The organism is Paraburkholderia sp. CNPSo 3281 (assembly GCF_024206515.1).
GTDB lineage: Bacteria > Pseudomonadota > Gammaproteobacteria > Burkholderiales > Burkholderiaceae > Paraburkholderia > Paraburkholderia nodosa.
On sequence record NZ_JAMBPS010000028.1, the window covers coordinates 51,398 to 76,549 of the forward strand.

Here is a 25,152-nt window from a genome sequence, read left to right on the forward strand (position 1 = left end):
CCCATGTCGAGTTCTCCGGCTTACTTGCCACTCCTTTCCGTTTGGGCCTTCAGGCGTCGCCACCCTACTATGCCCGCTGCTGACTCCAGCGTGGCGATCAACATCCCTTGCGAGATGTTCAGTCCTACTGGACACCACGCAGGCCTCCCGAGGTAAGCTCAACCGCCTTCACCGCACACCTGCCAGATCTACCTCCCCGGTCCTTGATGGTTGTGGACTTCGCGATCATTTGCTCGCTCGTCCGACCTGGTGGGCCTCATATCTGGTTTCTGTTCGTCAGGTCGCGGCTTTGCTACACGCTTCCTTCAGACCCCGCCTCGCGACGACGCCCTTGCGTTTCACTAGCCCTTCGCCCCATCTGGCTGGGCAGGGGACTCGCACCCCCAAGCTGTTGCGCATGCTCGGCGCACAAAAATAACCGGCCGCTAGGGCCGGTTGAATGGGTTCTGGGTGTTGGTTTCGAGGGGACCAGAACCTGAGAGACACGCCTTCATTGTGCCTCGCGGCCATGCCCTCTTTTCCCCGTATCGTTGGTTCTTAAGTGCTCATTCGATGCTCCCCCGGGCCGCGTCAAGGCACTGCCATGATAGCCAGCGCGTTTTTCCCATCAGTGCGCCGAACATTTCTCCAGACAAATAGCGCCTACGCGTTGCCAAGCAGCCGATAGAGCGCTTGCCTGGAAATCCCAAGTGACCGCGCCGCGTGCGTCTTGTTTCCTCCCGCCGCCTCCAGCGCCTTCGCCGCCTCCTCGACGGTCGGGGACGGTTTCGCCAATCGCTCCTGGCGCGCGAACGTCGAGAGATACGCGTTGGCCTTCGTCACCCGACTATGGCCGGCAGCCTCGACAACGCGACGCATTGCCTCCTTGTGCACTTCGGGATCTGGCCGAGTTCCAGCGAGCTTCACGGGCGCAGGGACACCGCTCGCCCGCTCATACAGCTCCTGCAGATACTGATGACGCAGCCCGTGGCTTGTGACACCCAGCCCCTTCTTGTTGACGCCGTGCTTCCGCAGCACCGTCTTGTACCGGTCGACCCATTGCTTCAACGTGCGATCCGCGGGAATCGTCGAACCGGTCATCGGGTTAGCCAGCTGCGCTGCCTCCTCGAGCACCGCGAGTTGGTCTTCGATCCGCACCTTGCGCTCGCGGCCGCCCTTCGTGCCACGAGTGACGCCAAGGTTCTCGATATCCTTCACGGCCTCGGCCGGTCTCAGCAGGAAACTCTCGCTGATCCGCAGTCCGAAAGCTGCCTGAAGCTTCAATTGCACCGCCACCCGTGGGCACGTTGTCGCAATCTCCGCAATTTTTTCCGTCGCGTTGATACCGTTGCCCGACCATGACTTGTCTGCTTCGGCCACGTAGGAACGCTCGAGCCCGTTAGCCTTGCGATCCGCATAGTTCGCGAGCGTGCCGACCAGGTGTTCCTTCTTCATCCACCCGGCGAGCGTGCGCAGATATGTGAGCTTGTTCTCGATCGTCCCGCCGCTTTGCTTCGCATCCACCCAGCGCCGCACCAGCCACTCAATATGCTTCTGCCGCAGGTTCCACGGGCTCGTCACTGCGAAGCCGCCTCCACGCAGTTCGACCAGAGCGACGCATATCGCACGCACACGATGTTCCTGTGTCTTGATCGACAATGACCTCCCGCTGACTCGCGTCCTGCTGTGAACCGTCGCCACGTGCTCATCGAACAGGTCTATCAACTCCTGTGCAATCGCGGGCGTCAGCCGGTAGCCGCGCACCACCGCTCGAACGTTCAGTATCGCCGCCACTTTTTTCCTCCGTTGCCGTTGCGCTCCGCGCGAAGTTGCGCAGATTGCTGTGGCCAGGTCGGTGATGCCCGATGTCCCTGCCTGACATCGTTGCGGCCGCACCGACCTGACCGCTGTTACTGGCCGCCTGAGCGGCTTCGCCGATTCCCCGGCGCGGGGTTTGTTGCCTTCCTTGCCTTTAGCGATTCCATCCGATCAGCCCGACGCACGGAAGAGATGCGTTCCGACTGTCCACCTTGCTGCGGCACGGGCCGGATCGCGCTTCGCGCAAACCGCTTCCCGCGGTTACTGCCTGTGCTGCCTTGCCGCCTGCTGTGGCTACCCGACCGGCCCCCGGACGCGTTTCCGCATCTGGACACCACACAGCGCCGTCCGGCCTGTGGGTGCCCGGGCCAACTGCCGGGCAATTCCTGTTGCGCATTTTTGGTGACGGCTGCGCGGACCGTTCTATCTTCCGTACAGGGAGGCGCGAAACACTGGCGTGGCCAGCGTGCAGACTCTCCCCCGTTCCGAAGCACGTTCATCTCCGCCGCGGTGTATCGGGCTTCGTGAACGCACCCAGCGCTGTGGGCTGAAGGAACGTGTGTAAGGCGTATGAGACCGAGGGCGCGAACTGTCCAACTATCCGCACCCACTTTGTCTCATTGCGCCGCATTCCGGCGGACACCCGCCGATCGTATGGATATCGCACTGTCCAGTGGTCCTCAGAGTGGGACAGGGTGGACTTGATCTGATTGAAAAAAAGCCGCGTCACGGTGGCACGCGGACAGTCTTGGGAAGTTTGCCCTTGCGGGCGGGGGGGCGTTGGCCGATTTGGCCAGAAACAGGACGCGCGAAGTGCCATGCACTTCAGGTCGATGCGCCAGGGGCGCGACAGGTACTGACAAGAATAGGCGCTCGCTGCAATCGCCCGCGAGCAAAAGATGACCTGTTCCAGCGCGCTTTTGGAAACTTGACTTCCCACTACGCTCGATAGACTGGACTCAGCAACATGCCATTTCAAACTGGGCTCCACAGCCTTTTGAGATCCCGGATGAAGTCGGACTTCACGTCTAACTTTGCCGTTCACCCGATTCGTTCTAACCAGGGAACATAGACACCATGAAAACTGCAGTCTTCGCTATCGACGTTGGCTACGGCAACACCAAATACGCTCACCGCGCAGCGAGCGGCACGGTCGCGACGGGCATGTTTCCCTCACTCGCCCCGCTCGCTGCAACCCACTCGCTCTCTGGATTCGGTGAAGGCGTTCTCGCATCGCGAAAGGTGGTCACTATCAAGATTGACGGGATTAACTATGAAGTTGGACCCGACGTCTCGCTGAGTGCTGCCTATGGCAAGACAGGCCGCGCTCTCGCCGACGACTACGTGATGACCGACAACTATGCCGCGCTACTTTTCGGCGCTATCCATTTTGCTGGCATCACGCAGATTGACCGTCTGGTACTTGGCCTGCCCGTGCACAACATGAAGAAGTATTCGGCCGCGCTCAAGGACCGCTTTGTTGGTGCACACGATTTCGGCCCCGGTCGAGTGGTCGTCGAGCGCGTCGTCGTGATCCCCCAGCCGCTAGGCTCACTCGTATTTGCTGCCAGTACGCGTGGCGACAGCTTCAATCGCGACGACGCGCATCTCGTCATCGACGTTGGCTATTTCACGACCGATTGGGTCTATGCGAACGGTTTCGCAATGGACGACACGCGCAGCGGCGGTATGCTTGGTGGCGCGTCACAGATCTATCAGCGCATCGCGCGTCTGATCTCCGTGGACGAAGACGATAACGTGACTGAGATTGAGCTTATCGACAAGGCGCTGCGCGAATACAAGCCTTTCCTTCTCTACGGAAAGGACGTCGATCTCTCGCCCTATCTCGAGAAGGCCAGTCCGATCGTTACCGACGTCGTGAAGGAAATGCAGAACAGCGTCGGTCATTTGCGGAACGTGCGATCGATCATCCTCTCCGGCGGTGGCGCGGGACTCTATGCATCCGTGATCCGGCATGCGTTCCCTCGCATTGTGATCGAGGTGATCGATTCCCCATGCACGGCCAACGCGAGAGGTTTCCTGCTTGTTGGCGAACGCCTTGCGAGCGAGCGCCGCGTAGCATGAGCGACAAGATCGAGATGACCGTCACGGTCAATCCACTTGTCTCGCCGAAGCTCTACCAGCGACTGCGTGCATGCAGCTCGCCGCGCGAGCGCGCAATCGTGTTCCGCGCGCTCGCTGAAGCCAGGCTATGGGACGAGACCATGGGCAATGCTCACCCGGTCGAGCGCGGCGCCCCGGACCGTCGAGAGGCGACCGCCGTACCGGTGTACATTCGGCAGGCGACCCCGGTCCCTCTAGACGTCGCGCCATCGCAGAATGCCGCGACGGGCACCTCCGCGGTGGTGTCGCGCGGCCCAATTGCCCCATCTACAACGAGAGCCGAAATGGGAGCATCGTCAGACGCGTTCCAGACTGTTCGGGTTGCCGACTCCGACGACTCCGGATCGGCATTCGGCGACGCGCTCAGCAATGAGTTTGCTCAGTTTGATTGAACAGGCGCTGCCCCTTTTCTCCCTTTCCCTACGTGTCCGCGAGCGTGCCGCCTATTAGGACCGAGGGGACGGTGGAAGGGTGAGCAGCGCCGCGCGACTTGACTTCAGTGTGGGCATGTCATCATCAAATCAGATGCCGGTGCAACCTCCTGCACCGGTACATAAACTTCAAAGGAGCAGTCAACATGGAATACGAACGTCTCTTCGCCATCCTCCACGGTCAACGCCTGGACGAGCCCCTCACCTGGGTCTATATCGGCGCGCTAGTCGCGGTCGCAATCGCTGGCTGGATGTTTGGCGGCGTGCTCTTTGACGGCGCCCACAACGTTGGGGAACAGTAATGGACAGGATTGAAAGCGCATGGACAACTTTCATGCATTGGCACTGGCTCGCGCGACGCGCGGCTGTCGCCCTCGCCTGCTATGTCGTGGCAATGCTCGGCGTAGCCCTCTACGCCGCAGGACTCCAGGACTCGGGCAGGCTGCTCTTCACTGCAGGCAGCGTCGGCTTCGCCTGGGCAGTGGGATTTCTGTACGCCGTGCGCACCGCGATCTCACTGCTTTTCACGTGTCGCCGCATGTTTTTGTAGATGAGGCGTTTCGTATGGACGAAAAAAAACGGCGGCTCCCGATGTGGGAGCCGCCGTTGCTTCTAGCGTTGGAATCATTGAACAGGCTTCGCCGATACGAACGAGAGCCGTCTCGTACAGAAGTCGAACGCAGCGTCGAAGGGTTGATCGCGAAAGACCATCTTGCAACTGCTCCGATCGAACACGTCGTAGCCAGTCGCGTCCGATTTGAGCACTGGCTGGTGCCCGTTTGCTGCACCGTTGGTGGCCACGATCGTGAACATGTTGCCCACCTTCATCTGGAAAAAGCTCATTTCAACCTCAAAAGAAAAGAGCCCGACGGTCCATCCCCGGCGGGGACGAATCCCCACCGGGCTGGTTCAAGAAAATGCCGGACTGGCCGGCGTCAATCAAATGGCCAGTGCCACGCGTGATGCGTGAGATGCTGGACGCCCCAGGGGGGCAGTTCCATGTGCTGCGATCCAGCGCGACTTCCATTGATCCGCGAAGTCAGTCCCACGTAACTTCGGTCGGTGCGGCACGACCGTATAGCCTTCAGCACGCAATCGTTTCGCGAGGACCAGGCCGGCACTCACGCCCGGCGACTGGCGCGTCCTCGGATCGATGTCATCGAAGTCCATGAAGATGTGCACGACCTTGATCCCGAGACCTTCCGGGACAACGAACTTCGAGAGCAGGATGCGGTTCAGGCAATTCCACACCGGCACACCAAACTCCATGTGTGCGCCATAGACTGTTTCCAGCCCTTCGCCCACACCGATCTCCCCGTCGATGGGGGACATCAATCGCACTGCGCCGCCCGCAAGCGGGTTGAGCGTCATGTCGTTGAGCTTCGCATCGAGAATCTCGCCGTCCCGCGACACAATCGTCGCCTTCGCAGGCTTGACCGGATCGAGGAAGGTGCGATGCAGCGTGCCAAGACACCCATCGGGCAATTCGAATCGCGCCACGATGCCCGGCCACTCGCCGAGCACCTTCTTGTCGTGGCGATACTCAAGCAAGCCAAGACGCAGCGCCGGCGACGGTCCGGCCGTGAGGCCAGGCACACGATCCTGCAGATAGCGCATCGACAGATCGCCCACAGCCTGAGGCTGCGCGCTACTCCACATGGCATCCAGTCGTCTTGCGACAAACGCCGGATCGGCCTTGCGCCTGGGCGCGGGCGCCGTCGAGTTGAGCGGCGCGCGTGACGTCGGCGGTGAGCCACCATCGAGCTCGCACATCAGTCGATACAGCGCCATGCGGTTTGCACGGGCGATCAGCTGAAGTCCGTCACCTGCCATCGGATAACCGTCATTGCACTTTCGGCAAATCCAGTCGCCGCGGCCGCTCTTGTTGTCATAGGTAAAGCGGTCATCGCCGCCGCACACCGGACAGGAACTTGCGTTACCGGTCAGGCAGTCGGCGGAAATGCCGTAACTCATCAAGGTCGAAATCCACGCTTCCGGGGAGAGTGTGAATTCCTTCAGTTTGCGTTGCAGCCACTCGTACTTCTCGGGTGGCAGCCCGCGTCCAGATGTACTCATTAGTCACTCTCCGATTTTTGGAAGTGGGTTGGGTCGGTGCCTGAGACAGGCGTGAAAACGCTTGCTCAAAGGAGCGGCCCACGCGAAGCGAGCGGCTCTTTTGAACAGTTTTCAGGTAGGCGAGGAAGCGAGGCGCGCGATATGCGCCGTCGACAGTGGGTAGGCGTTGCGCAGCGCACCCGAAGGCGCGCCACGAAACGTCAGGTGAGGATCTGCGGGAGTCGCAGATCGCTATGGTGAGCCCTTACGGGATTAGATAGCAGCCCATGCCGCACTCGGATAGAGGCCTCGAAACGGAATGTCGTCCATTTCATCAAAGCCACCGCCGGCGGGCGCACGCATACCTGCACCGCCACCAGCCGAGGACTGGGGAGGCCTTGCCCGGGGCGGGACGCTGGAAGCTGCACGCGGTGAGCCGGAGCCAGCGTTGCCTCCATTGCGTTGGGGTCGCGCGGTTTCACGCGATTCGAACCCCTCGTCATCACCGCCAGGCTCACGATGCTCGCCACCGCTGCGGCCGCCGAGCATCTGCATCTGGTCTGCAACGATCTCCGTCGAATATCGATCGGTACCGTCCTGCGCCTGCCACTTGCGTGTGCGGATGCGCCCTTCGATGTAGACCGACGAGCCCTTCTTAAGATACTCGTTCACGATTTCAGCCAGGCGTCCGAAAAACGAGACTCGGTGCCATTCAGTCATTTCCTTGAACTCGCCCGACGCCTTGTCCTTGTAGCGGTCGATGGTCGCGAGACGGATGTTGGCCACAGCGTCGCCGCTGGGCAAATAACGGACTTCAGGATCCGCGCCGAGATTGCCGACGAGGATGACCTTGTTTACAGATGCCATGGAGTAACGCTCCTATTTACGTGTAATTGACCAGAGCCACTTGTCCCAAAGAACCTGCTGGCCATTTTTCATGATCGGGCGTCCGCCATCGGTGAACGCCGGTACCTTGATCTTTTCGAGACGACGAACCGAAACGGAATCACCAACGCGGCAGCCACTTTGCGCGATCGCATCCTTCAGGCCTTCACCCTGGAGCGTGCGCTCGCCCATCGCGGTTTCGATATGCATGGCGAACGAGGTGTAAAACGGCTTGCCCGTCGGTCTGCGGTTCGGAAATTTCTCCTCACCCCAGCCAAGGACCTTGCCGGTCGTCGCAGCGCGGCTATCGTCGCCGCGTTCGACGTGCTCTCGCGCCGCCCGCCGCCGCACGGGCGCATGCTGCGTTTCATCTTCGCCTGCAGCGCCCTGAGATATCGGAACTTGCGGCTGGTCCGGAGGGGTCGCAGTCGGCACGCCGTTCGCACGAATTGCCACCGAGATTGCGTCCTTGAGCGGAACGCGATGCTCCCGAAGGAGTGACCAGTGCGGTGCGACCTCGGGAAGAATCTTCGTCCCGAACGGAGTCTCGCGCGGCGTCTCCTCAAACGCGGGCCGGAACTGTGCAATACAGTCGCCCTCGTCAACGAAAAGATGCAACACGCCTCCGATCGTGACGAACGTCTCGTTGGATGCGCCCTGCCCGACTTCGCGCGGCTTCGTCGGAGATTGCGGTTCGCAGCGTGTTGGCGGTGCGCTAGGCATAGGCGATGCCTGGACACTGGGAGACCGTCCGGGAAGGAAGTCCGCGAGTACGCGAAAAAGATGATGTGTGCCCACGGTGCCTCCTACAGCAACGTGCCGAAACAGGCATCACGCAGCTCCTCGAGATCACGCTTGAGCAACGGCCTTTCCAGTATCACTTCCTGCAGCGTCTCGGGATCGACGCCGCCCACGCGACAGACGAACTCATATGGGATCGCAGTTGGCCAGTAGTTCATGATCCAGCCAAGCGCAGTGAAGTACGCGGAGCGGTCCACCCTGACGTTGCGCAACCGCGCATTGATCAACGATGCGCAGTCCATGAGTGATTCGGGCAGCGTTTCGCCGTGTCTGCTGTCAAGCGCGAGTGAAATCAACGCGTCGACCAGCGCCTCGCGAACGGCGGGACTCCAGTACTGCGGATCCGGGAGTGGTTCGGGTTTAGGGGGGACGACGAGTACCGGAGAGGCCTCGCCGAAGATGTCGAGCTGCCATGCAGCGACTTCTGCTTTCATCGATTGCTCCGGTGAAGCCGGGCAATCGCATACCCTTGGCCGGGAATGGATTCCCGGCTTGGGCAAGGGGCCGCCGCGGCAATGCCGCGGCGGAGGGGTATGACAGGGTCCTTAGTCGGTCCCGGTCTTCTTCAGGGGGATGACAACTGCCGACTTGGCGTACTGCCGCGCCGGAGCCGTTTGAACAGGCGTTGCAGTCGAAGCAGGAGCCACTGCGGCAGCAGCCTTCTGTACCTCAGGTTGTGCCTGCTCGCGCGCCTTGTCGGCGGCTTCGCGTGCAGCTTCACGCTCGGTTGCCTCGAGGGCTTTCGCCTTCTTCTGCAGCCAGCGTACGCCAAGACCAACGAGGAAGAGGCTGACGAAGAACGACGTCGCAGCCAGATATACGATGAGGCACAAGGCGAGCACTTTGCCCGGGGACTTGAGCACATCCTTGATCAAAAGATTCAGCATTTTTCTCTCCAGAAAAATTAACGCACCAGGGGATAGCCAGGCATGGCCTGGGATTTCGATGCTCGTGTCGAGCAGGGAAACCGGCGCGTAGCGCGTTCGCCGTGACCCATGGACGGGACACCGCGAACGGACTCGCGAAACGGAAAGTAAAAGGAGGGGGCGGCACGGGTACCGTGCTGCATTTCGATGCGTGCTAGACGCGGGGATACGTTCAGGCTAATGGATCGATCGGGGTAGTGCGCGATCGAATGATCGCGAATTCCGGTGGGCTTACGTTCGGCCGTCCCGTTTTCAACCTGTCCGTTTAGGCGCCTAAACGCTTAAACCCGGAATGGTGCACTTTTTGTGCAGCTTTTCGGGCTTGAGCGCGAGCGCCGCCTTCAACGCCCGGGCCGCAACTTGACTTCCCGCAAACCCTGGCAGACTGGACTCAACATCACTACAGGGGGTCCTCATGCCTGGCATCTTCGCTCTTCTTGCTATCGGTTTCGTCGGCTGGCGATTGATCCGGCGCGTCCCACGTAAGCGCACGGCCCGCTTCGGCGATCGCTCACCCGCCACACGCGCGCTCGTGCGCGGAGAAGCAGGCGAGGAGGCAGTGCGCGCAGAACTGCGCCGCGTTCTCACGGCCCTGTGTGGCAACGACTTTTACCTGCACGACGGCGCCGTGCTTCTTCGCCACGCGCCGGGTACCGCCTTTCCGACTGCGGAGATCGACCATCTTGCAGTCACGCCGTTCGGCCTCTTCGTGATCGAAACAAAGAATTGGTCTGGCTTGATCGAACCCGGTGCCACTTGTGATGAGTTGGTGCGTGTCGCCATCAACGGCGAGCGCGAAACGCGCCGCTCGCCCCTTGCCCAGAACAGGACGAAGGTCGCGTTCCTTTACGCAAAACTTCCCAAAGTGTGGACGATTGAGGGGCTGGGTGTGTTCGCCGCACCGGATTGCACGCTTCATCCGGACCTGCCTCCTACGCTCATTCACAGCAACGAGCTGTCGCATTGCCTGCGACTAAAACGCCACAATTTCAGGCTTTCTGGCCAGAAACCGGTCAATGTTAGTACTGCCTGGAAAGCAATTATGCTCAACGCATCAATTGACGAGAAAGATCTAGAGGAACACTACGAACGTGTACGGGTTAACCCTAAAGTTGTTTTCGGAAATGCCGTATGAATAGTCGCGCGACTAAGCAAAAGCTGCATGTTTTTCATCATCTTTCGCCGGACCTACGCCGGAATGGACGCGTACGCTAGGCCTGTACCTGCGCGCGCACAAAGAGTCCATGGCGGCGCGAACCAATAGCGCTCCATAAACACGCACGGAAAAAATAACCATGAGCAACAAGAAGCCACCTGTCGATCCCTCGTTCGATCCGAGCATCCCGGAGGACCACCGCAACAAGAAGTCATCTAGCGATTCCCTGTTCGATCCGTCCATCCCGGAAGACGGCGTGACGCTCCCGAACGACGATACCGGCATCGGCGAAGACCTCTACGACCGCCACCTGCCCTCGGATGCTGACATCGCCCTCGCGGCTCGCGAGGCGTTTGGCGACAAGCTTCCGGAAGAGGCGCTCCAGGACCTGATGCAGACCAGTGCCGAGATCAACGAATCGGTGCGCCGCATCATGCACGAGCACATGCATCTCGGGTTCAAGTTTGGCGAGGTGATCCGCCGCGTGCAGACCAACTACGCCACCACCTATGGAAACACCGAGAAAACCCGAGAACGGGCGAGCAGGGAAGCAGTCGCTTATCTTGAAAAGCTTCACCGGATCTCGAAAGGCAAGATCCTTCTGCATCTGAAAGCCTACGCTCGATTCAACGAGAACAGCGACGCCGTTGAATTTCTGCGGCTGACCGACATGCAGTACCTCCTTGCCAGCGATATCACCGACGACATCGTCGAGGAAATCATTGCGAAGAAGAAGCAAGATCCGGAAATGTCCACACGGACCGTCCAGCAGTTGATCGCAATTCTTCGGCAGCAGCGGGACCGTATCGCCGCAGACAAAGAAGAACTGGAATCGGTAAACGACGAGTACGCCGGCCTCATGGAGCAATTCAACTCTGCATCGAGCGAAACCAATCGCCTGAAGCAGGAGATCGAGCGGCTGCGTTCTCAGCAGAAGAGCGCGCAGGACGCCACGGACCGCTTGCGTAACGAACTCACTCTGAGCAGCCAGAGCTCCAGCGCGCTCCACCAGCAGCTTCATGACACGCAGGAAAAGCTTGACACCGTGCGCCGTGAGAATCTCGCTCTGAGTGCGCGCAAGCCCGACATGCAAGACCCACAGGTGAAGGAAGACCTCAAGCGCCTAGAGGATCTCTATGACGAACTGCGAGAGAAAAAGCGCGAACTCGACGCCGAGCTCGAGGAAAAGTCGGAGCGGCGCGCGCAGCTCGAAGCGGAACTCGAAGAAGGCACGGCTGCCGTCGAAGCTGCACGACGGCTGGACGAAGAAATGAATGCGCTCGTGAAAGACTTCAGCACTTTCGCACAGCGCTACAGCAGCGCACAGCTTCTTTGCACCGCAGACGGCAATCCCGGCCGCTTCAAGCCGCTGTTTCAGGCTCTCGGCGACCTCGTCGGCAAGTTCCATCTCGAGATCACCGCCGCAGTGAAGGCTGCATAACCTGTAACGAGTTCCGCGATTGTGGCCACACCGAATGGCCGCGCGAGAGACACCGAAAAATATAAGAATTGGAAAAAATGAGTACAGAACCGAATCACGTCAAGTCCGTGGATGACTACAAGGCCATCGAGCGGCTCTACCTTCCCCGATGGATCGCCGAACGAATCCGGGGCATCAACTACGATCTGGTCGATCACATCAAGGATGTCCTGATCTCGAACCCAGCGTTCAACGCGATCTATCGCGTCGAGGTCAAGGAGATCGTTCACCTGCGTCGCAACGAGAGTTCGCTGCGAAGCCTCCTCGGTGCACCATTTCTCATGCTCTCGCCATCGCTGCCGACCATTGAGGACTGGCGCTGCTTCGTCGATGCGACGCCCACGACGCGCGCGGTTGACGAACTGCGCCGCAAGATGCCGCCGGTGCGTGACGCGCTTACGACGCAGGCGATCCTGCATCACAACCGCCAGTTCCTCGACGTGATCCAGGCAGTGGCAAACACAAGCGTCCTGAGTGCTCCGCTGCTCGGGATGACCCCGGACCTCGCTCGATACCTTGGCGAACTGCCCGGATACAAACTGCGCACAGCGCTCGAACGCATCCGCGACCTGCCACTTTTCCAGTGGCGCTTCACTTCTCCGGCATTCTGGTTCGAGTTCACCGCGAACGATCTCCTTTACGACCAGGTCGCCCACCACATCATGTCCACGACGCCCTTTCGCGCAGGCGAGCTGCCCCACACCGCGAACTGGGCCGACCTGCGCCTGGGTCGGGAAACTCACGAAATGTACGCGGCCGCCCTCATGGCGCACGGATGCCGTGCCAGCACGGCTGCGACCCTCTTTCGCCTGCCCCAAAGCAAGACTCGCCAGATGTACATGGCAATTCACGGCAAACCCTCCCCGTGCGGCAACCTGCCCAACTCGCTGCAGTGGTTCGTTGAGAGGCCCCAACAACGCCTGCACTCGACGGTGTTCATATGGCTCTATCGTTCTGCGCTGAATATGGGCGCCAATACGCCCCAGGCGCTGATCGCCGCCGCGGATCTGTACAACCATCTGTTCCCCTCAGGACGCGCATTACTTGCCACCGATCGTGGCTACAACCTCACCCGAGCGATGGCCGCAGATGCACGGCTTTCAATCGCGCCATGCCGCGAATGCAGCACGCACTACATCGTCTCGAACAACGAGTCGAAGATCGAAATGCGCAACAGCTTCACCTGCCCGGCATGCAGCGACACCCTTGTGGGCCGAGTGCGACTCGCGAAGGGAGCCGTCTAAATGCAAAGTCACGAGCTTCCCGCCGGCCTCGTAGTCTTCAGCGCCGATGGCAAGGCGCAGTTCGGCTGGCAGAACCCCGAAACCGGCGCGTACTACGCCGAAGATGACGGGCACTGCATCGTTGACGCAGTCGGCGGCGTGCCGTGGCACGCAGGCTCGATGCACTAACGGGAGCGCTGCGATGAATGACCTCGCGTGGATGGTTCGCGACAGCACGTCGGCTTGGCTTCGCGGATACGGAGACCTGCGCTTCGACCAGTACGAGAGCTTCTATCGCAAGGCGCTCACAGTGCACGGTGCACCAAGCGACCTCGAACAGATCAACGAGGAATATACTCGATGGATCGAAGGGCGACCGAGCAGGATGCTTTCACTGCTTAACCGTCCAGTGGTCGCACACGCACTTATCGCCTTTACGGCGGTCTGGATCGGCGGGCAGGCGGTTCCCCATCTCGCTGGCATCGCGCCGAAGTCAACCGGTGCCCTTCTGGTCGCCGCATTCATCGGGCTGCGCGTCTTCCATCGAAAGCGCCGCAAGCGCGGAAATTGACGCAATTCGCATAGAAGCCCGCTTCACCGGCGGGCTTCTTCAGTTTTCGCTTAAAGAACTTTCGGATTCTTTCCGTTTACCCCTAGAGTGTGCCCCGCTTCCGCCACGGGAACTTGACTTCCGTTCCGGCCTGGCAAACTGGTATCAGGCTCGCGCGAGGGGCGCAGCTACAAACCACCAAGGACCTGAATAACATGAAATCGATGAAAATCACCGCGCTCACCGCGATCTCTTTCGCAGCCGCATTGACTCTTGCCGCTTGCGGCGGCGGTGGCGGTGGCGGCAACAGCGGCAGCAACAGCGGTAGCAGCAGCAACAGCGGCGGCACTTCGTCGTCCGGTGGTACGTCGAGTTCGGGCAGCCAAACAGTCACAGGCACGCAAACGACGCCGCAATACGCAGCTAACACCGCGCAACTTGCGATGTTTAACCAGGTGAACGCCTACCGGCAGCAATGCGGTTTCCCGGCAGTTCAGGAAAACACGGTTCTCGATCAAGCTGCGCAGGCGCACGCGATGTATCTCGGTCTGAACAGTGTCGTATCGGATACGGAAACGTCGGGACAGCAAGGCTTCACGGGTGTCACCTACCTTGATCGTGCTGTTCATTTCGGATTTCCGTCCGGCGCGATTGGCGGTGGCGTGAGCGCGAACTACTACACCACATCGACACTCACGGAAACGGAGTACGGCCAGAATCTGATGTACGCATGGATTGCGGGCGTGTACCACGCGCCGGTTCTGTTGACCCCGGTTACGACGATGGGCGTTGGCGAATATGAGACGGCGATCAGCGGCTTCCCGGCTGCATGGGGATCGTTGAGCCTTCTGAATCCGTCGATGCAGCAAATCACCACAAGCGCGCCTCTGACGTTCCCGTGCCAGGGCACAACCGGCGTTCCGTACAAGGAAACTGCCGAATCGCCGACGCCGCCGAATACATCGGGCGCATTTGGCACGCCTGTCGTTGTAATGGGCAACGCTACCGATACGATTGTGCTGCAAACGGGCACGATGACGGACCCCTCGGGCAACGTCATCAACCTGCAACTGCTCGATTCGGCCAACGACCCGAACAAGCTGATTCAACCGTATGAGGCCGTGGCTTACCCGGCTACGCCTTTGGCTCCGAACACCACGTACACGGTAAACGTGACCGGCACGGTGAACGGCAACACCTTCACCAAGCCGCCTTTCACGTTCACGACCGGGAACATGGTCGGATAACGAAAGCGATCATCCCGCCAACGAAAATGCCCCACAGAGTTTGTGGGGCTTTTTTCTTTGTTCCGCCGTCAACAAAATCTTTCTTTGGCGAAAATCCCTTTGGTCGCTCGCGCGACCGCCCGAAAGATGCCCCACTCGCTTTGCGCGCGTGGGGCGTTTCTCAGTTTGCGTCGTAAACTGCTGGATAATATTGTGACATCTGCACTCCATCAACACGTCCGCTCGGGTTTAACGCACAGGCAGCAACGTAAGTGTTATAGGTCCCTCCAGCGGCACCTCCAAACCCTGGACCTGTATAGGAGGCGAAATACCAGGAGTCCACCGTTAGGGTTGATTGCGGTAGTCCCAAAACTGCCTGTGCATTGCTTATATCGATGTTCCCAAATGGATCATCGAGCGAATACGACGGCCAATTAAAGTAGTGGTCGGTATTTTGACCCCAAACTGTTTGGGTAAAATTCGTGTACTGGGTAAACTGCGAACCGGCCACAGCCTGCCTAGTGTAACCAACGCCGCCAGAGATGACCGTCCCGTTTGCGGCAGCAGCGGTACAAATCGCGGCTGGATTCTGCGGCTGCGCGTTGCAGGAATAAACCCACGAACTACCGTTCCATGTGGGACCGCTCGCAAAGCCGTACTGACAGGTATTTGGACCCGGTGCCGGGGGTATCTGGCATGACAGACCGACCCAAGCACTACCGTTCCATGACGGACCAGATATCTCCTGCCAGCCGGTCTGACATGATGGAGGCGCTTGGTAATTGCACTGCGGCTGCGTAAATCCCGAGCCCATCCACTTCGCCGGCGTGAGCGTCGTCCAACCCGCGCCGGTCGAGCATGTTGGTGGCGTCTGCGCCGCGCGGTATTGCGGCCCAAGGCAGCTCGAGTCCTGATATCCGTAGGCGCAGTGCGCTGGCGCCTCTGCTTTCGCGCTCGCCGCGCCGAGCAACAGAATCAGTCCAACTGCAACGCGCTGCCAGCGCGACATGCCATTTTTCATCGTTGTGTTTTCCTAGTAAGCGCAATAGGTCTCGACGACACCTTGCGCACCAATGTTCGCGTTCGAGCCGTCGGTCAAATACACAGTCCACGGCCCGGTCCCGCTCGAATAGGCGTTAATCTGGGCGGTCGTGTTGACGTAGAAGCTTTGGGGCACAAGGAGGATCTGCGGCGATCCACCGGCCGAGCATTGCGGCGCCGGAACGTAGCTCCCATACCCGACCGTGTAGTACTGGTAGCGCGGAGCGGGGCCGCTGACCGGGACCCACTGGTTATAGAGGCAGGACAGCAACTGGCCAGACCCGTCTGCATTGGCTGCGACGCGCGTAGTGCCTGCGGTCGAGGTGCAGCTCGCGCGAGGCGTCGCGATGTTCGCTACCTCCAGCGCCCCGTAGACCGTCGCGTTGCCGTGCACCGCGGCCGCACCCGCGTCGATCGGCGCGGGAGCCGTGCCGGCAGAGTTCTGCACATACAGCGTCGAGGGCGTGCGCACCGCGTTCGACACATCGACGTTCGACGCCGACACTGCAGGCGCGGCGATGGTCCCTGTGGCGTCAATGCTATTGACGTTGTGCAGGCTCACGCCGTTGACGTTCTGGTCGCCGGTCCACGTCAGGCTGCCGTCACGCCGGATGTATAGCGAGTTGCCGTCGGAGTTCTGGCCGTTGGTCGCCAGAATCGCGGCTGCGGGCGTCCCCGTAAGTGGGTTGTTCGCGGTCCACGCGCCGTTGAGTCCCGAGATCGTTGCGGCATTGCGGGTCGACGAGTAGCCGAACTGCACGTCCTGTGAGTTCGCCGCGACGGCGATCTGCGCCGCGCCCGACACGTCCGGTTTGCCGTTGCGCGTGTACGGGAGCGACGGGTAGAAGATCCAGGACACGTGGCAGTTGCCTGCCGTTTCCGTACAGCCAGCCGGAAGCATGTTCATCTGGATTGTGTAGCTCCCGCCCCAGAACGGCCCCGCGCGGTACGTCTGCTTGAGGTTGCCAGCAGTCTGCAGGTCGGCGATCGTCGGCGCGGTGAGCGGCGAGTTGCCCGACTGCGTGTACTGGGTGAGCAGCGTCGAGAAGTTCTCGTTGGCCCAACGGCCCAGAGCGTCCGTGATCACCGCCTCGTTCTGGCCTTCAGTAGCGAGCAACGATGCCAGATGCTTCTGGATGTCCTCGCGAATCGAGTACACCGTCAGGATCGCAGACGCCGCCAGGAAAACCGCCATCTCGATAATGCTGCCCATGCCCGGTCCTTAGCTGCGCGTCGTGTACATCGCCACCGTGGCCACGTCGCCGCCAGAGGCACACGCATTGCCTGCCGTCGCACTGCTGAACTTCGTCGACGGGCTCGCCACCACCGTGCCATTCACCGTGACCTCAGTGAAGATATTGGCGACCGCACTGATCGACATCGAGCAGACCGCCTTCGGCACCGGATAGCTCGTCACAATCGCGTCGTTCGACGACGTGACCGTGCCAGGCTCGGCCGTCACCTGGCCACCAAAAATCCCGGTCACCGTCGAGTAGTCGCTTGCCACGCGAGCGCCAGCCGCATCGAACGCGTGATTCTGCGCGAGCGTCGCCAGCGTCTCCGCCGAGAAGTCGGAGTCGTTCGCGGTGGCGTTCTGGATGCCGGTGTGAAACATGCCTGCCTCACTCTTGAAGGTGGAGGACTGCACCATGTTGCGCACGAACGGCACACCGTAGAAGAGCGCGAGCGACAGCAGCGCCGCAGCACCGAGCACCGCACCCGCCTCGATCAGCGACAGTTCGCCGCTCTGCTTCTTCAGGCGGCCGAGACGACGATGGAATTCCTTCTGTTCGGGCGTGCGTTGGGAGACGTTGGTTTTCATGGAGGTCCTTAATTGGAGGTGTTGCCGGTCGCGGCGCCGAGTGCGTTCTGCATACTCGTGACGCCGGTGACGACGTATGAGCCGACACCGATGCCGATGAACGCCGCTGCGGCGATGCCGAGCAGCACGTAATGGGTAATCCGGGCGTTGCGGCGTACCGCCTCAACGACGCGATCGAGCGAACTGCGCCCGAGCGACTTGATCGCATCCACGAAGTTGTCGCGACGCTCTGCGTCGGCGATGCGGTCGACGAGCTCTTCCGAGAAGATGCCTGTCGCGAACGCGCGCATGGGTAGCTCGGGCGAGGCCTTCAGGCGTCGTTCCATCGTCGAAATGTGCCAGCGCAGCCACGGGTCGGCGTGCCGGCGCAGGCGCCCAAGCGCCCCCGCGAGCGTGAGCCCCGAGTCGAGCAGGCCCGACAACGAGACGATCAGCAATGCGGCGCGCAGGTCGCGGCGGTTTCGCCACATCAGCGGCGTCGCATCGATGCGGTTACGCAATGTTCCCGTCCAGCGCTTGAGGCCGTAGTAGTACGAAAACACACCCGCTGCGAGCAGGCACACGTTCAGCATCCAGTAGTCGTAGCAGTACGTGTCGATCGCATACAGCACCTTGCCTGCGGGCATCCACTGTTCGAGCGGCCGCACCTCGAGGACCTGCGGATAGACCATCCCGCCAAAGAGCATGCTCAGGCCGTACATGTAGCAGAGCAGCACCATCGGATAGGCCATCTGCATGGCCGTCGTGCTCGACAGCACGCGCTTGGCTGAAGCCGCCATCTCGCACAGGTCGAAACCGCGGCGTGCCGCGTCATCCTTGTCGGAAGCGAACGCCAGATCCAGCAGCGAATACTCGTCGACGGGCACGAACGGCTTGATCGCGAGCGCGAGCCCATCGCCCTTGCGCATGCGCTCTTCCATCTCGTCGTAGGCGAGCCAGACGATCTGCCGGCGATCGCGCGCACGCTTTTTGAGCACCTGGAGGCGCTCGATCAGCGTCTCGCGGTTCCGCAGTCCCGTGGCCTGCTCGATGTCGAGGCGTGATTCGCGATAAAAGCCCTCGCGCGCCTTCTGGAAGCGCCACCTAGCGATCTTGAGTCGCTCCGCACGCGGCAGGCGCATGCAGATGCCATAGAAGACACGGCCAATCACGATGGCATCCTCCCGTCACGATCCGGCAGCACCGTGTAGACGCGGAACGGTTTCATCGAGCGGTCGATGAAACGAGGATCAATCAACCCCTGCGAAGCCTTGTAGAGCGCGTGCTCATAGATCGTCTTGCCCGTCATGTCGGCCGAATCGAAGCCTGAGACCCGTTCCTTGCGCCACGCCGCCTCGGCCCCACGCCAGTCGCGTACAACGATGTGTTCGAGGAACTCGGGCGTGGGCCGGTAGAGCTCCATCGCAAGTGTCTGGCCCTTCGTACCCCCCGCCACCTTGCCGTCACGCGTGAAGAGCCCCTTCTTGCGGCAATGCTCACAGCCATCGTCGTTGCGGCATGCCATTTTCGACGTATCAAGGCCAAACTTCGTGCGCAGCAGCTCAAGCTCGGCTGGGCTCATGACGTCGGCCGCAGGCTTCTTGCAGTGCGGGCAAAGCATCGGAATCAGCTTCTGGTTGCCCACCGCGTTGATGAACTTGTCGGATGCCACTTCGTCCGCTGCCAGCCGCAGGCGATCACCCAGCAGGCGCATGAAGACGCCGATGATGCTGTCCGCGTGGATCGTGGTGCGCACCGGGTGGCCGGTCAGCGCAAGCTCGACAACGAGACCTGCAATGGTCGAGTCGAGGATTTCCGCGACGGTCAGATCGTCCGGGTCCATTCGCATGAGCGTGCGGATGATTGTCGCCACCTTGCGCCGGAAATCTTCTTCGGTTTCGTCCAGCCCGCGCGGCACGGACTGGTCCGAGAGCCACGGCAACGGGTACTCCGAAGGCATGCTCACGGCGTACTGCTTTTTGAGCTCGCGCCCATCGACCATGTACGAGAGCGCCCGCAGCAATGTGCTTTTGGCGGAGCCGGTCTCGCCGGAGATAAGCACGGCACCACCGCTGACGTGCCCCAGCGATTCAATGATCGCGAGCTGGCTGGTCTCGATCCCCATCGTGTCGGGCATGCGCACGGTGTAGTTGCGGAAGTTGCCGTCCAGGATGCGCATCGCCACGTCGAAACCACCCATCTGCGGGGCGCTCTGCCAGCGCAGGTTCAGCGTGGCAGTCGCGAGCGCGAGCGGGATCATGGCCGACTGCGGCGCGGTAGGCTGGAATGCGTTGCCACTGTTCGTGTTGCTCTGGACGAGATCCTGGTAGGCAGCCGACAGCGCGCGGAGAACGGTCGCCTTCGGCATCCGGCGATAGGTATAAAGGTCGCCGTCAACGCGAAACCGGAGTTCCGCATCGGACTGGTAATCGCGTGATTCCCAGTGCACGTCGCTCGAACCGTATCCGTGTGCGGCGTCATTAACGTCCCTGAAGAGCGCAAGCGCGCGCGAGCCTTCGGGAACGTGGTTCGATACCCGGATGCGCGCCCGGTCGTAAACGTCGGCGATGACGGCGGCCGTCGCCACCATTTCCTCACGCACCGTGATATGCACGCGCTTGAGGTCGTTCAGATAGGTCGCATACAGAGCGGTTTCATGAAACTCGCGCGTTGCGATCACGACGGCCAGGCCAGCCTGCATGTCCACTGCCACGAACTCGCGGCGTGCCTCCGGCGTGATGCGCAGCGTCGCCTCGGGCGTCGTGTCGCAGAGGATCCGCTTGAAGTCGACGAGCGCCTGGGCCGAATTCAGCCGCGGCATGCCGACCGGCGTGTACTCGATGTCCGGAATCGCGAGCGCGTGGCCCGCTGCGGCGGCAGGTTCGGGAGTGTCGGTCGCCTCAGGTGGCTCGCCTGACTCCTGGCCCTCCTCGACGTGTGACGCGTCGCTTGCGTGCGCGCGAGCTGCTTCGGCCGGCACCGCAACGCGGACGCCTTCCTCGGTACCGCGCTGTGCATCGCCCGTCGCTTCAACGGCGACGTTCACAGCCTCCACAACGGACGGCTCAGCACTGCGTGCTTCGACATCCTCCACAACCGGGGGTGTGGCCGCTGCCGTGGCATGCAGATCGGGAGCGCCCCCCTCACCAGCCTTTTCAAACGCCTCCACATCGGTCACGTCCGCATCGCGCAGATACGCGCCGAGAGAGCCTGCCGGCGCACCGGGCCCCCTGCGCACCGGACGCGTCGCGCCGAACGCGGGCTCCACAGGCGCGGCCGATTCCGACTCCTCCACGAAGCTGCCGCGCCAGGCGCGAAGGCGCGCCATCATCCCGCTACGGGGCTTTTCGTTGCCTTCCAGATTTCCAAAGAGCGACATTAGTGCCTCCCGAAGCTTGAGACCGGTTGAGCCATGTTCACGCCTGGTGGCAACGGTGACGACAGGTCACCGAGTGCCGCGCCGGTCACGAACGTTGAAGCTGAGGATTCCTGTGAGTTGCCGCTCATCGGCACGCTCCATGTGCGCTTACCGTCGGCAACCGTGACCGAAAGGCCGTCGACCCGGCGCGCGATCCAGCCATTGAGGAGCTTCTCGCCAAGGCGCGCCGGATAGACCGCACCGTTGTAGTCGTACAGGACGTGCTGCCCACTGCCGTCGGCGAATGCACCGACAAACGTGACGGGAGAGGTACGCGCGCGGGGCACATACGGTCGCACGACAACCGCCGGAGCGCTCTCCACCGGCGCGGGCGTCTTGAGCGTGACGGCCGCACTGCTCGCGGGCGCATCACCGTCACCGCGAAGCGCGCGCGTGAGCTTGCTGCGTGCGAGGTCGTCGATATCGCGAAGGGTAAGGTGCGTGTCGCCGGTTGCTCCGGGCACGCTGGCCGGACCGGATGTCGATGCTGCGGCTCCGCTCGCGGATGTCTGCGGCGATACCTGCACTGCCGTCGTTGCGGTGGTAGCGGGCGCAACTGCGGGATGCGATGCCGGCGACGCTGCGACGGAGGCGGGTGCCGGAGCGTGCGCTATAGCCGACTCGAAAGACGGTGTCGCCGCAGACGCGGTGTGCGCAGCCACGACAGCAGCGACCACCGCCACGCGAAGTGATTTATTGGACGACATAGTATTTGCCCTTCGCAACGAAATGGATGCCGACCTTGCCCAGTTCCTCGGGTGCGGCGGTGTCGAGTTTCACGTTCAGTGATTCGAGGGTCATGTTTGGCGGCAGCGCCGCGAGCAGCGGCGCCTGCCACCGGTAGCCGTCGATCTCCCAGCGCCCTTCGCGCAGCAACGCGCTATGCCGCTCGCCAGCTGGTGGTGGCGACGCGAGCAGCGGATGGCTCGGTTCGAGCTTCACCTCGTAGCCAAAGCTCTTGATATCGAACGGCTGGACGGACATGCGTTGCGGCGGCGTCTGCAGCATCTCGATGAGGCGCTGCTCATCGGGCCAGGCCTTCATGCCGGTCACGCCCAGCGTGGCTGCCCGTGGAAGCGCTGGACCGCGCGCATACAGGTGCCGTCCGTCCGGCGCGAACGTGACGGGCTGCATGGCCGCTGGCGCAGTGCGCGCGAAGTCCTCGAACGAGCCGCCCGCACGCTGATAGGTCAGCGAGCAGAAACCCGTTGACGGGCATTTGGCCTTCTCGAACTGCCAGCCCTTGCGATTGGTGTCGATGTAGTCCAGCAACGCCAGCGCGTCGGGCGCCAGTTGCGATGCGAGTGGCGTGCGGCCCGCAAAGACCTGATGCATCGCCTTCTCGTATAGCTGGCTCCAGCTGGGCGCGGTGTTCACGATCGGGGGCGGGTTGAGCGCCCCCCACATCTGCTTGGCCCCGAATCCGGCGATCGCAAGCGCGAGCAGCACGACGATGGAGTTCGGAATGCCCGCAGGCACGCGCGCGATGCGGCCAGCTTTCTTCTGCTGCAGCAGCTCCGCGGGGCTGAAGGGCTCATCGCCCGGCGTGATCGCATCGCCCGAGGCCAGCACCGTGAGCGGCAGTCCAAACTTCGCACTCTGCTGCGCGATCTCGCTGCGCCGCTTCGCCGCGGCGGCCAACGTCACCACCTCGTCGTGGCGTACCGCGCCGCGTACGACGTGCACAAGATGCGCCTGTGCGCCGTCCTGCATGAGCACAAGCACGGCGGGCTTTGCGCGCACGCGCTCGAGCATCGCGACGCGTGCGGCGCCCGAGAAGAGCTTTACACGACGCAGCTCGCCCATGTCCGGCGCGCAGAAGCCGCCGATCAGTTCCGCACCGACCTTCATTTCGACGTAGTGCGTCGCGGAGAAGTCGCCCGCGTAGCGTGTGCGGCTTTCCTTCGCGCCCTTCTCGGAATAGGCACTCCAGTCGAGGCCGAACGCCAGACGCGCGCGCTTCTCTCCGGGCAGCGATTCGGTGATATGCATCGTCGCGCTCACATCGAAGGCACGACAGTGGCCGTCAGCATCACTATCTGGAACGTGCGCGACTTGTTCCACGTACCCGTGATACCGGCGAGGCCCCCGTTGGTCGTGCTGTCGGCGGTGTCCGTGACAGCGCCATACAGGACAACGGTCTGACCGTCCGACAGCGCAATGGTCTCGTCATCCTTGCTGCCGATCGTGTGTGCGAGCTGGATGGCCTGCGCCGTCTGGCCCGAGCCTGCGCCCGCGGTAGTGAACGGTCCGTTCTGCTTCGAGCTGTCACGCCAGTACGCGAGCAGGATCTGGTTGTGATCGTTGACCGCTGGCAGGATGTGCAGAAAGTCGCCGGTCGTGAGGGTGCCAGGCGTGAGGCCCACGACACCGCTCGACGTACCGGTAATGCTGCCGGACGACGGTGAGGTCGTGCGCAGGTAATCGTCCGACTGGAAGTTCGCTACCGACACCGGCAGGCCGTTGAGCGTGAGCTTCGAGACGGTGTTGTCGGAAACCGTGCGGCCATACTGGTTCAGGGCGTTGATGACCGCGTTCGTGCCCGAGAACGGCGCGTTCGGCTGCAGGACCGAGAGGCCAACCGTGCCACCGCCCGAGGAGAGCGACGTCGGCGATGCAAAGGTCACCGCCCACTTGGCCAGCCCTCCCTGAATGCTGTTGTAGACGATGTCGGCGTTCACCCCCGACTGGGTGCCCCGGTTCAGCGCAATCTGGATGGTGCGCACGCGCAGCATCACCTGGCGTGTGGAGATGGCGTTCTCGCGCTTGAGCATGTCGCCCATGCGGTCCGCCGCTTCCTTCGTGTCGTACACGATCACGAGGCGGCTCTGCGGATTCACCGTGATACGGCCCATCGGGGACTTCAACTGGTTGAGCGTATTCTCGATCGACTGGATCTGGTCGAAATCGCCCTTGCGCCCGCTCGAAGTCATGGCCGAGAACGACCCGGTATCCGTGCTTGCACCGCCCGTTGAGCCGGTCGACTGGTTGCCTGTCGACGTGTCCGTGCCCTTGGACATCCGCGATTCGATCGACACCTTGCCGGGAATCGCGGCGATCTGGTACATGCGCGTGACGAACCGGTTGATGTTGATGGTCGAGCCATCGAAGGACCAGTCAAGGCCGAGGTTCTCCGTCACGTCGTGCAGATAGCGACCGATCCCGCACGATTCGCAGGGCTGGTCGTACACCGGGTTGTCGTACACCTTCGCGCCGAAGCTCGCCTGCACGTTCTTTCCATCGCTCGATGCACGTGGAATCAGGCTGTCGCGCGCGATGAACACGTCAGGGCTCACACGCACCGGATAGCCGGAAGCGTTCGACACCAGCGTCGCCAGTGTCTTCATGTCGAGCTTCGGCGGAAACGTCACCTTCTTCTCGCGGAACACGGCGGGCAGCGTCGCCTCATACGCGAGGGGCACCGGGCGATCGCCGAGGAACGCGGTTTGCACAATCTCAACAAGCGGAATGCCATTTCCCGCGCCGTCGAGCGCGGCACCCGCTGTCGCATTCGCGTGGTCGTAGGCGCCATTGACGTCGCCTTGCGTGACGGCGCAGCCCGCGAGCGCTACGGCGCAGGCCGCCGCGATCAGGGTACGGATGGGATAGAGACGCATGATCACTCCTTGCAGTTGGCCGCGCGGGCGATCACCCGAATGACGTTGTTGGTGTGTTCGCACACGCGTGCGGGCGTGCGCATGTGGTCGGTCGCCTGCATGACCTGCGTGAGCACCGAGCGGAAGTCGCCCGAAAACGACGCGTTGAATTCGACCGGCAGGTCGTCGTCGATCTTCCACGCGAGCTGCCAGCCTTCGGTCTGCAGCCAGCGGTCGAGCGCATTGCGCAGGTTCGTGTCCTGCGGCGTGATCGTGAAGGACACCATGCCCGTCGGTTCGCCGCTTGCCGCACCGGGGACGACCACGGTCTTCACGTCAACGGATACCCCAGCTGAGGCCTGCGGCGTGGCGGGCGTGATCGGCGCGGCCGAGGCGAGAACCGTCGGCGCGACGGGCGTCTGGCCGGATACAGGCGCATGGGCGGGTTGCTGTTCGGGCGCTGCGGTGCCGCCGCTTCCCAGCATCTGCCAGCCGTCGCCTGCGGGCGCGGGCACCTTCGACTGGTCGGGTTGCATGGCGGCCACCGCCATCGTCACGGCGCCAGCGAGCGCGAGTGCAAGCAGGGCCTGCGTGATCTTCCGGGCACAAAGGCCGGAATCCTTCGGGAAGTGTTTGCTCATG

26 protein-coding genes are annotated in these 25,152 nt (G+C 61.9%); 10 read left to right on the forward strand and 16 right to left on the reverse strand.

Annotation, left to right across the window (positions count from 1 at the left end):
* Window positions 1-642 precede the first annotated feature (642 nt).
* On the reverse strand, window positions 643-1,773 hold the full coding sequence (locus M3I56_RS24455) for an integrase domain-containing protein (protein ID WP_254344380.1): 1,131 nt from the start codon (window positions 1,771-1,773) through the stop codon (window positions 643-645).
* Window positions 1,774-2,874: 1,101 nt separating this feature from the next.
* Here M3I56_RS24455 and M3I56_RS24460 point away from each other — a divergent pair.
* The 4 genes from M3I56_RS24460 (at window position 2,875) to M3I56_RS24475 (ending at window position 4,902) form a co-directional block, all read left to right on the forward strand.
* Complete coding sequence (locus tag M3I56_RS24460) at window positions 2,875-3,882, forward strand: PRTRC system protein D (protein WP_254356176.1); 1,008 nt, start codon at window positions 2,875-2,877, stop codon at window positions 3,880-3,882.
* Window positions 3,879-4,313 carry a hypothetical protein gene (locus tag M3I56_RS24465; protein ID WP_254316936.1) on the forward strand — a complete coding sequence of 145 codons (435 nt, stop codon included), beginning with the start codon at window positions 3,879-3,881 and terminating at the stop codon, window positions 4,311-4,313. Before M3I56_RS24460 ends, M3I56_RS24465 begins: the two co-directional genes overlap by 4 nt.
* A 185-nt stretch (window positions 4,314-4,498) precedes the next feature.
* Window positions 4,499-4,654 (forward strand): hypothetical protein, encoded by a 156-nt coding sequence (locus M3I56_RS24470; protein ID WP_254316937.1) that lies wholly within the window; start codon window positions 4,499-4,501, stop codon window positions 4,652-4,654.
* A 32-nt stretch (window positions 4,655-4,686) separates the two neighbouring features.
* Complete coding sequence (locus tag M3I56_RS24475; protein WP_254316938.1) at window positions 4,687-4,902, forward strand: hypothetical protein; 216 nt, start codon at window positions 4,687-4,689, stop codon at window positions 4,900-4,902.
* Between the two features lie 74 nt (window positions 4,903-4,976).
* On the opposite strand, the gene M3I56_RS24480 is transcribed toward M3I56_RS24475, so the two are convergent.
* The 6 genes from M3I56_RS24480 to M3I56_RS24505 form a co-directional block, all read right to left on the reverse strand.
* A complete protein-coding gene (locus M3I56_RS24480; RefSeq protein WP_254316939.1) occupies window positions 4,977-5,195 on the reverse strand; it encodes a hypothetical protein in 219 nt (72 codons plus the stop codon).
* Window positions 5,196-5,291: 96 nt separating this feature from the next.
* Window positions 5,292-6,428 carry a primase-helicase zinc-binding domain-containing protein gene (locus tag M3I56_RS24485; RefSeq protein WP_254356177.1) on the reverse strand — a complete coding sequence of 379 codons (1,137 nt, stop codon included), beginning with the start codon at window positions 6,426-6,428 and terminating at the stop codon, window positions 5,292-5,294.
* A gap of 252 nt (window positions 6,429-6,680) precedes the next feature.
* Window positions 6,681-7,274: a single-stranded DNA-binding protein gene (locus M3I56_RS24490; RefSeq protein WP_254356178.1), complete on the reverse strand. Its 594-nt coding sequence runs from the start codon at window positions 7,272-7,274 to the stop codon at window positions 6,681-6,683.
* Window positions 7,275-7,286: 12 nt separating this feature from the next.
* The gene (locus M3I56_RS24495) at window positions 7,287-8,015 is read right to left on the reverse strand and encodes a hypothetical protein (protein ID WP_254316942.1); all 729 of its coding nucleotides are present in this window, start codon (window positions 8,013-8,015) and stop codon (window positions 7,287-7,289) included.
* Between the two features lie 83 nt (window positions 8,016-8,098).
* Window positions 8,099-8,527 carry a hypothetical protein gene (locus M3I56_RS24500; RefSeq protein ID WP_254356179.1) on the reverse strand — a complete coding sequence of 143 codons (429 nt, stop codon included), beginning with the start codon at window positions 8,525-8,527 and terminating at the stop codon, window positions 8,099-8,101.
* A gap of 111 nt (window positions 8,528-8,638) precedes the next feature.
* Window positions 8,639-8,980, reverse strand: a complete 342-nt coding sequence (locus tag M3I56_RS24505; protein ID WP_254316944.1) for a hypothetical protein — start codon at window positions 8,978-8,980, stop codon at window positions 8,639-8,641.
* A 454-nt stretch (window positions 8,981-9,434) separates the two neighbouring features.
* Here M3I56_RS24505 and M3I56_RS24510 point away from each other — a divergent pair, with 454 nt between their 5' ends.
* The 6 genes from M3I56_RS24510 (at window position 9,435) to M3I56_RS24535 (ending at window position 14,675) form a co-directional block, all read left to right on the forward strand.
* Window positions 9,435-10,154 (forward strand): nuclease-related domain-containing protein, encoded by a 720-nt coding sequence (locus M3I56_RS24510; protein WP_254356180.1) that lies wholly within the window; start codon window positions 9,435-9,437, stop codon window positions 10,152-10,154.
* A 160-nt stretch (window positions 10,155-10,314) separates the two neighbouring features.
* Window positions 10,315-11,616: a hypothetical protein gene (locus tag M3I56_RS24515; RefSeq protein WP_254356181.1), complete on the forward strand. Its 1,302-nt coding sequence runs from the start codon at window positions 10,315-10,317 to the stop codon at window positions 11,614-11,616.
* A 77-nt stretch (window positions 11,617-11,693) separates the two neighbouring features.
* On the forward strand, window positions 11,694-12,899 hold the full coding sequence (locus tag M3I56_RS24520) for a FlhC family transcriptional regulator (protein WP_254356182.1): 1,206 nt from the start codon (window positions 11,694-11,696) through the stop codon (window positions 12,897-12,899).
* A complete protein-coding gene (locus M3I56_RS24525; protein WP_254316948.1) occupies window positions 12,900-13,067 on the forward strand; it encodes a hypothetical protein in 168 nt (55 codons plus the stop codon). It abuts the gene before it with no gap.
* A gap of 13 nt (window positions 13,068-13,080) precedes the next feature.
* Window positions 13,081-13,449 (forward strand): hypothetical protein, encoded by a 369-nt coding sequence (locus M3I56_RS24530; RefSeq protein WP_254356183.1) that lies wholly within the window; start codon window positions 13,081-13,083, stop codon window positions 13,447-13,449.
* A gap of 194 nt (window positions 13,450-13,643) precedes the next feature.
* A complete protein-coding gene (locus M3I56_RS24535; RefSeq protein WP_254344368.1) occupies window positions 13,644-14,675 on the forward strand; it encodes a CAP domain-containing protein in 1,032 nt (343 codons plus the stop codon).
* A 160-nt stretch (window positions 14,676-14,835) separates the two neighbouring features.
* On the opposite strand, the gene M3I56_RS24540 is transcribed toward M3I56_RS24535, so the two are convergent.
* The 9 genes from M3I56_RS24540 to M3I56_RS24580 form a co-directional block, all read right to left on the reverse strand.
* A complete protein-coding gene (locus M3I56_RS24540) occupies window positions 14,836-15,675 on the reverse strand; it encodes a hypothetical protein (protein WP_254356184.1) in 840 nt (279 codons plus the stop codon).
* 12 nt (window positions 15,676-15,687) lie between these two features.
* Window positions 15,688-16,908, reverse strand: coding sequence for a hypothetical protein (locus tag M3I56_RS24545; RefSeq protein WP_254356185.1), 1,221 nt, complete (start codon window positions 16,906-16,908; stop codon window positions 15,688-15,690).
* 9 nt (window positions 16,909-16,917) lie between these two features.
* Entirely contained in the window at window positions 16,918-17,517 is a 600-nt protein-coding gene (locus tag M3I56_RS24550) for a type 4 pilus major pilin (protein WP_254344955.1), read from the reverse strand.
* A gap of 8 nt (window positions 17,518-17,525) precedes the next feature.
* Window positions 17,526-18,668 carry a type II secretion system F family protein gene (locus tag M3I56_RS24555; RefSeq protein ID WP_254344952.1) on the reverse strand — a complete coding sequence of 381 codons (1,143 nt, stop codon included), beginning with the start codon at window positions 18,666-18,668 and terminating at the stop codon, window positions 17,526-17,528.
* Entirely contained in the window at window positions 18,665-20,827 is a 2,163-nt protein-coding gene (locus M3I56_RS24560; protein WP_254356186.1) for an ATPase, T2SS/T4P/T4SS family, read from the reverse strand. The genes M3I56_RS24555 and M3I56_RS24560 overlap by 4 nt, the downstream gene beginning before the upstream one ends.
* A 47-nt stretch (window positions 20,828-20,874) precedes the next feature.
* Complete coding sequence (locus tag M3I56_RS24565; RefSeq protein WP_254344945.1) at window positions 20,875-21,378, reverse strand: hypothetical protein; 504 nt, start codon at window positions 21,376-21,378, stop codon at window positions 20,875-20,877.
* Between the two features lie 229 nt (window positions 21,379-21,607).
* On the reverse strand, window positions 21,608-22,906 hold the full coding sequence (locus tag M3I56_RS24570; protein ID WP_254344943.1) for a hypothetical protein: 1,299 nt from the start codon (window positions 22,904-22,906) through the stop codon (window positions 21,608-21,610).
* Between the two features lie 8 nt (window positions 22,907-22,914).
* Window positions 22,915-24,531, reverse strand: a complete 1,617-nt coding sequence (locus M3I56_RS24575) for a type II secretory pathway protein (RefSeq protein ID WP_254344941.1) — start codon at window positions 24,529-24,531, stop codon at window positions 22,915-22,917.
* Between the two features lie 2 nt (window positions 24,532-24,533).
* Complete coding sequence (locus tag M3I56_RS24580; protein WP_254356187.1) at window positions 24,534-25,151, reverse strand: toxin co-regulated pilus biosynthesis Q family protein; 618 nt, start codon at window positions 25,149-25,151, stop codon at window positions 24,534-24,536.
* Window position 25,152 lies beyond the last annotated feature (1 nt).

Bases quoted from the DNA above. Each gene is read 5' to 3' on its own strand.
- M3I56_RS24460 (WP_254356176.1), top strand. From the start codon at position 2,875: ATGAAAACTGCAGTCTTCGCTATCGACGTTGGCTACGGCAACACCAAA.
- M3I56_RS24465 (WP_254316936.1), top strand. From the start codon at position 3,879: ATGAGCGACAAGATCGAGATGACCGTCACGGTCAATCCACTTGTCTCG.
- M3I56_RS24470 (WP_254316937.1), top strand. From the start codon at position 4,499: ATGGAATACGAACGTCTCTTCGCCATCCTCCACGGTCAACGCCTGGAC.
- M3I56_RS24475 (WP_254316938.1), top strand. From the start codon at position 4,687: ATGCATTGGCACTGGCTCGCGCGACGCGCGGCTGTCGCCCTCGCCTGC.
- M3I56_RS24480 (WP_254316939.1), bottom strand. From the start codon at position 5,195: ATGAGCTTTTTCCAGATGAAGGTGGGCAACATGTTCACGATCGTGGCC.
- M3I56_RS24485 (WP_254356177.1), bottom strand. From the start codon at position 6,428: ATGAGTACATCTGGACGCGGGCTGCCACCCGAGAAGTACGAGTGGCTG.
- M3I56_RS24490 (WP_254356178.1), bottom strand. From the start codon at position 7,274: ATGGCATCTGTAAACAAGGTCATCCTCGTCGGCAATCTCGGCGCGGAT.
- M3I56_RS24495 (WP_254316942.1), bottom strand. From the start codon at position 8,015: ATGCCTAGCGCACCGCCAACACGCTGCGAACCGCAATCTCCGACGAAG.
- M3I56_RS24500 (WP_254356179.1), bottom strand. From the start codon at position 8,527: ATGAAAGCAGAAGTCGCTGCATGGCAGCTCGACATCTTCGGCGAGGCC.
- M3I56_RS24505 (WP_254316944.1), bottom strand. From the start codon at position 8,980: ATGCTGAATCTTTTGATCAAGGATGTGCTCAAGTCCCCGGGCAAAGTG.
- M3I56_RS24510 (WP_254356180.1), top strand. From the start codon at position 9,435: ATGCCTGGCATCTTCGCTCTTCTTGCTATCGGTTTCGTCGGCTGGCGA.
- M3I56_RS24515 (WP_254356181.1), top strand. From the start codon at position 10,315: ATGAGCAACAAGAAGCCACCTGTCGATCCCTCGTTCGATCCGAGCATC.
- M3I56_RS24520 (WP_254356182.1), top strand. From the start codon at position 11,694: ATGAGTACAGAACCGAATCACGTCAAGTCCGTGGATGACTACAAGGCC.
- M3I56_RS24525 (WP_254316948.1), top strand. From the start codon at position 12,900: ATGCAAAGTCACGAGCTTCCCGCCGGCCTCGTAGTCTTCAGCGCCGAT.
- M3I56_RS24530 (WP_254356183.1), top strand. From the start codon at position 13,081: ATGAATGACCTCGCGTGGATGGTTCGCGACAGCACGTCGGCTTGGCTT.
- M3I56_RS24535 (WP_254344368.1), top strand. From the start codon at position 13,644: ATGAAATCGATGAAAATCACCGCGCTCACCGCGATCTCTTTCGCAGCC.
- M3I56_RS24540 (WP_254356184.1), bottom strand. From the start codon at position 15,675: ATGAAAAATGGCATGTCGCGCTGGCAGCGCGTTGCAGTTGGACTGATT.
- M3I56_RS24545 (WP_254356185.1), bottom strand. From the start codon at position 16,908: ATGGGCAGCATTATCGAGATGGCGGTTTTCCTGGCGGCGTCTGCGATC.
- M3I56_RS24550 (WP_254344955.1), bottom strand. From the start codon at position 17,517: ATGAAAACCAACGTCTCCCAACGCACGCCCGAACAGAAGGAATTCCAT.
- M3I56_RS24560 (WP_254356186.1), bottom strand. From the start codon at position 20,827: ATGATGGCGCGCCTTCGCGCCTGGCGCGGCAGCTTCGTGGAGGAGTCG.
- M3I56_RS24570 (WP_254344943.1), bottom strand. From the start codon at position 22,906: ATGCATATCACCGAATCGCTGCCCGGAGAGAAGCGCGCGCGTCTGGCG.
- M3I56_RS24575 (WP_254344941.1), bottom strand. From the start codon at position 24,531: ATGCGTCTCTATCCCATCCGTACCCTGATCGCGGCGGCCTGCGCCGTA.
- M3I56_RS24580 (WP_254356187.1), bottom strand. From the start codon at position 25,151: ATGAGCAAACACTTCCCGAAGGATTCCGGCCTTTGTGCCCGGAAGATC.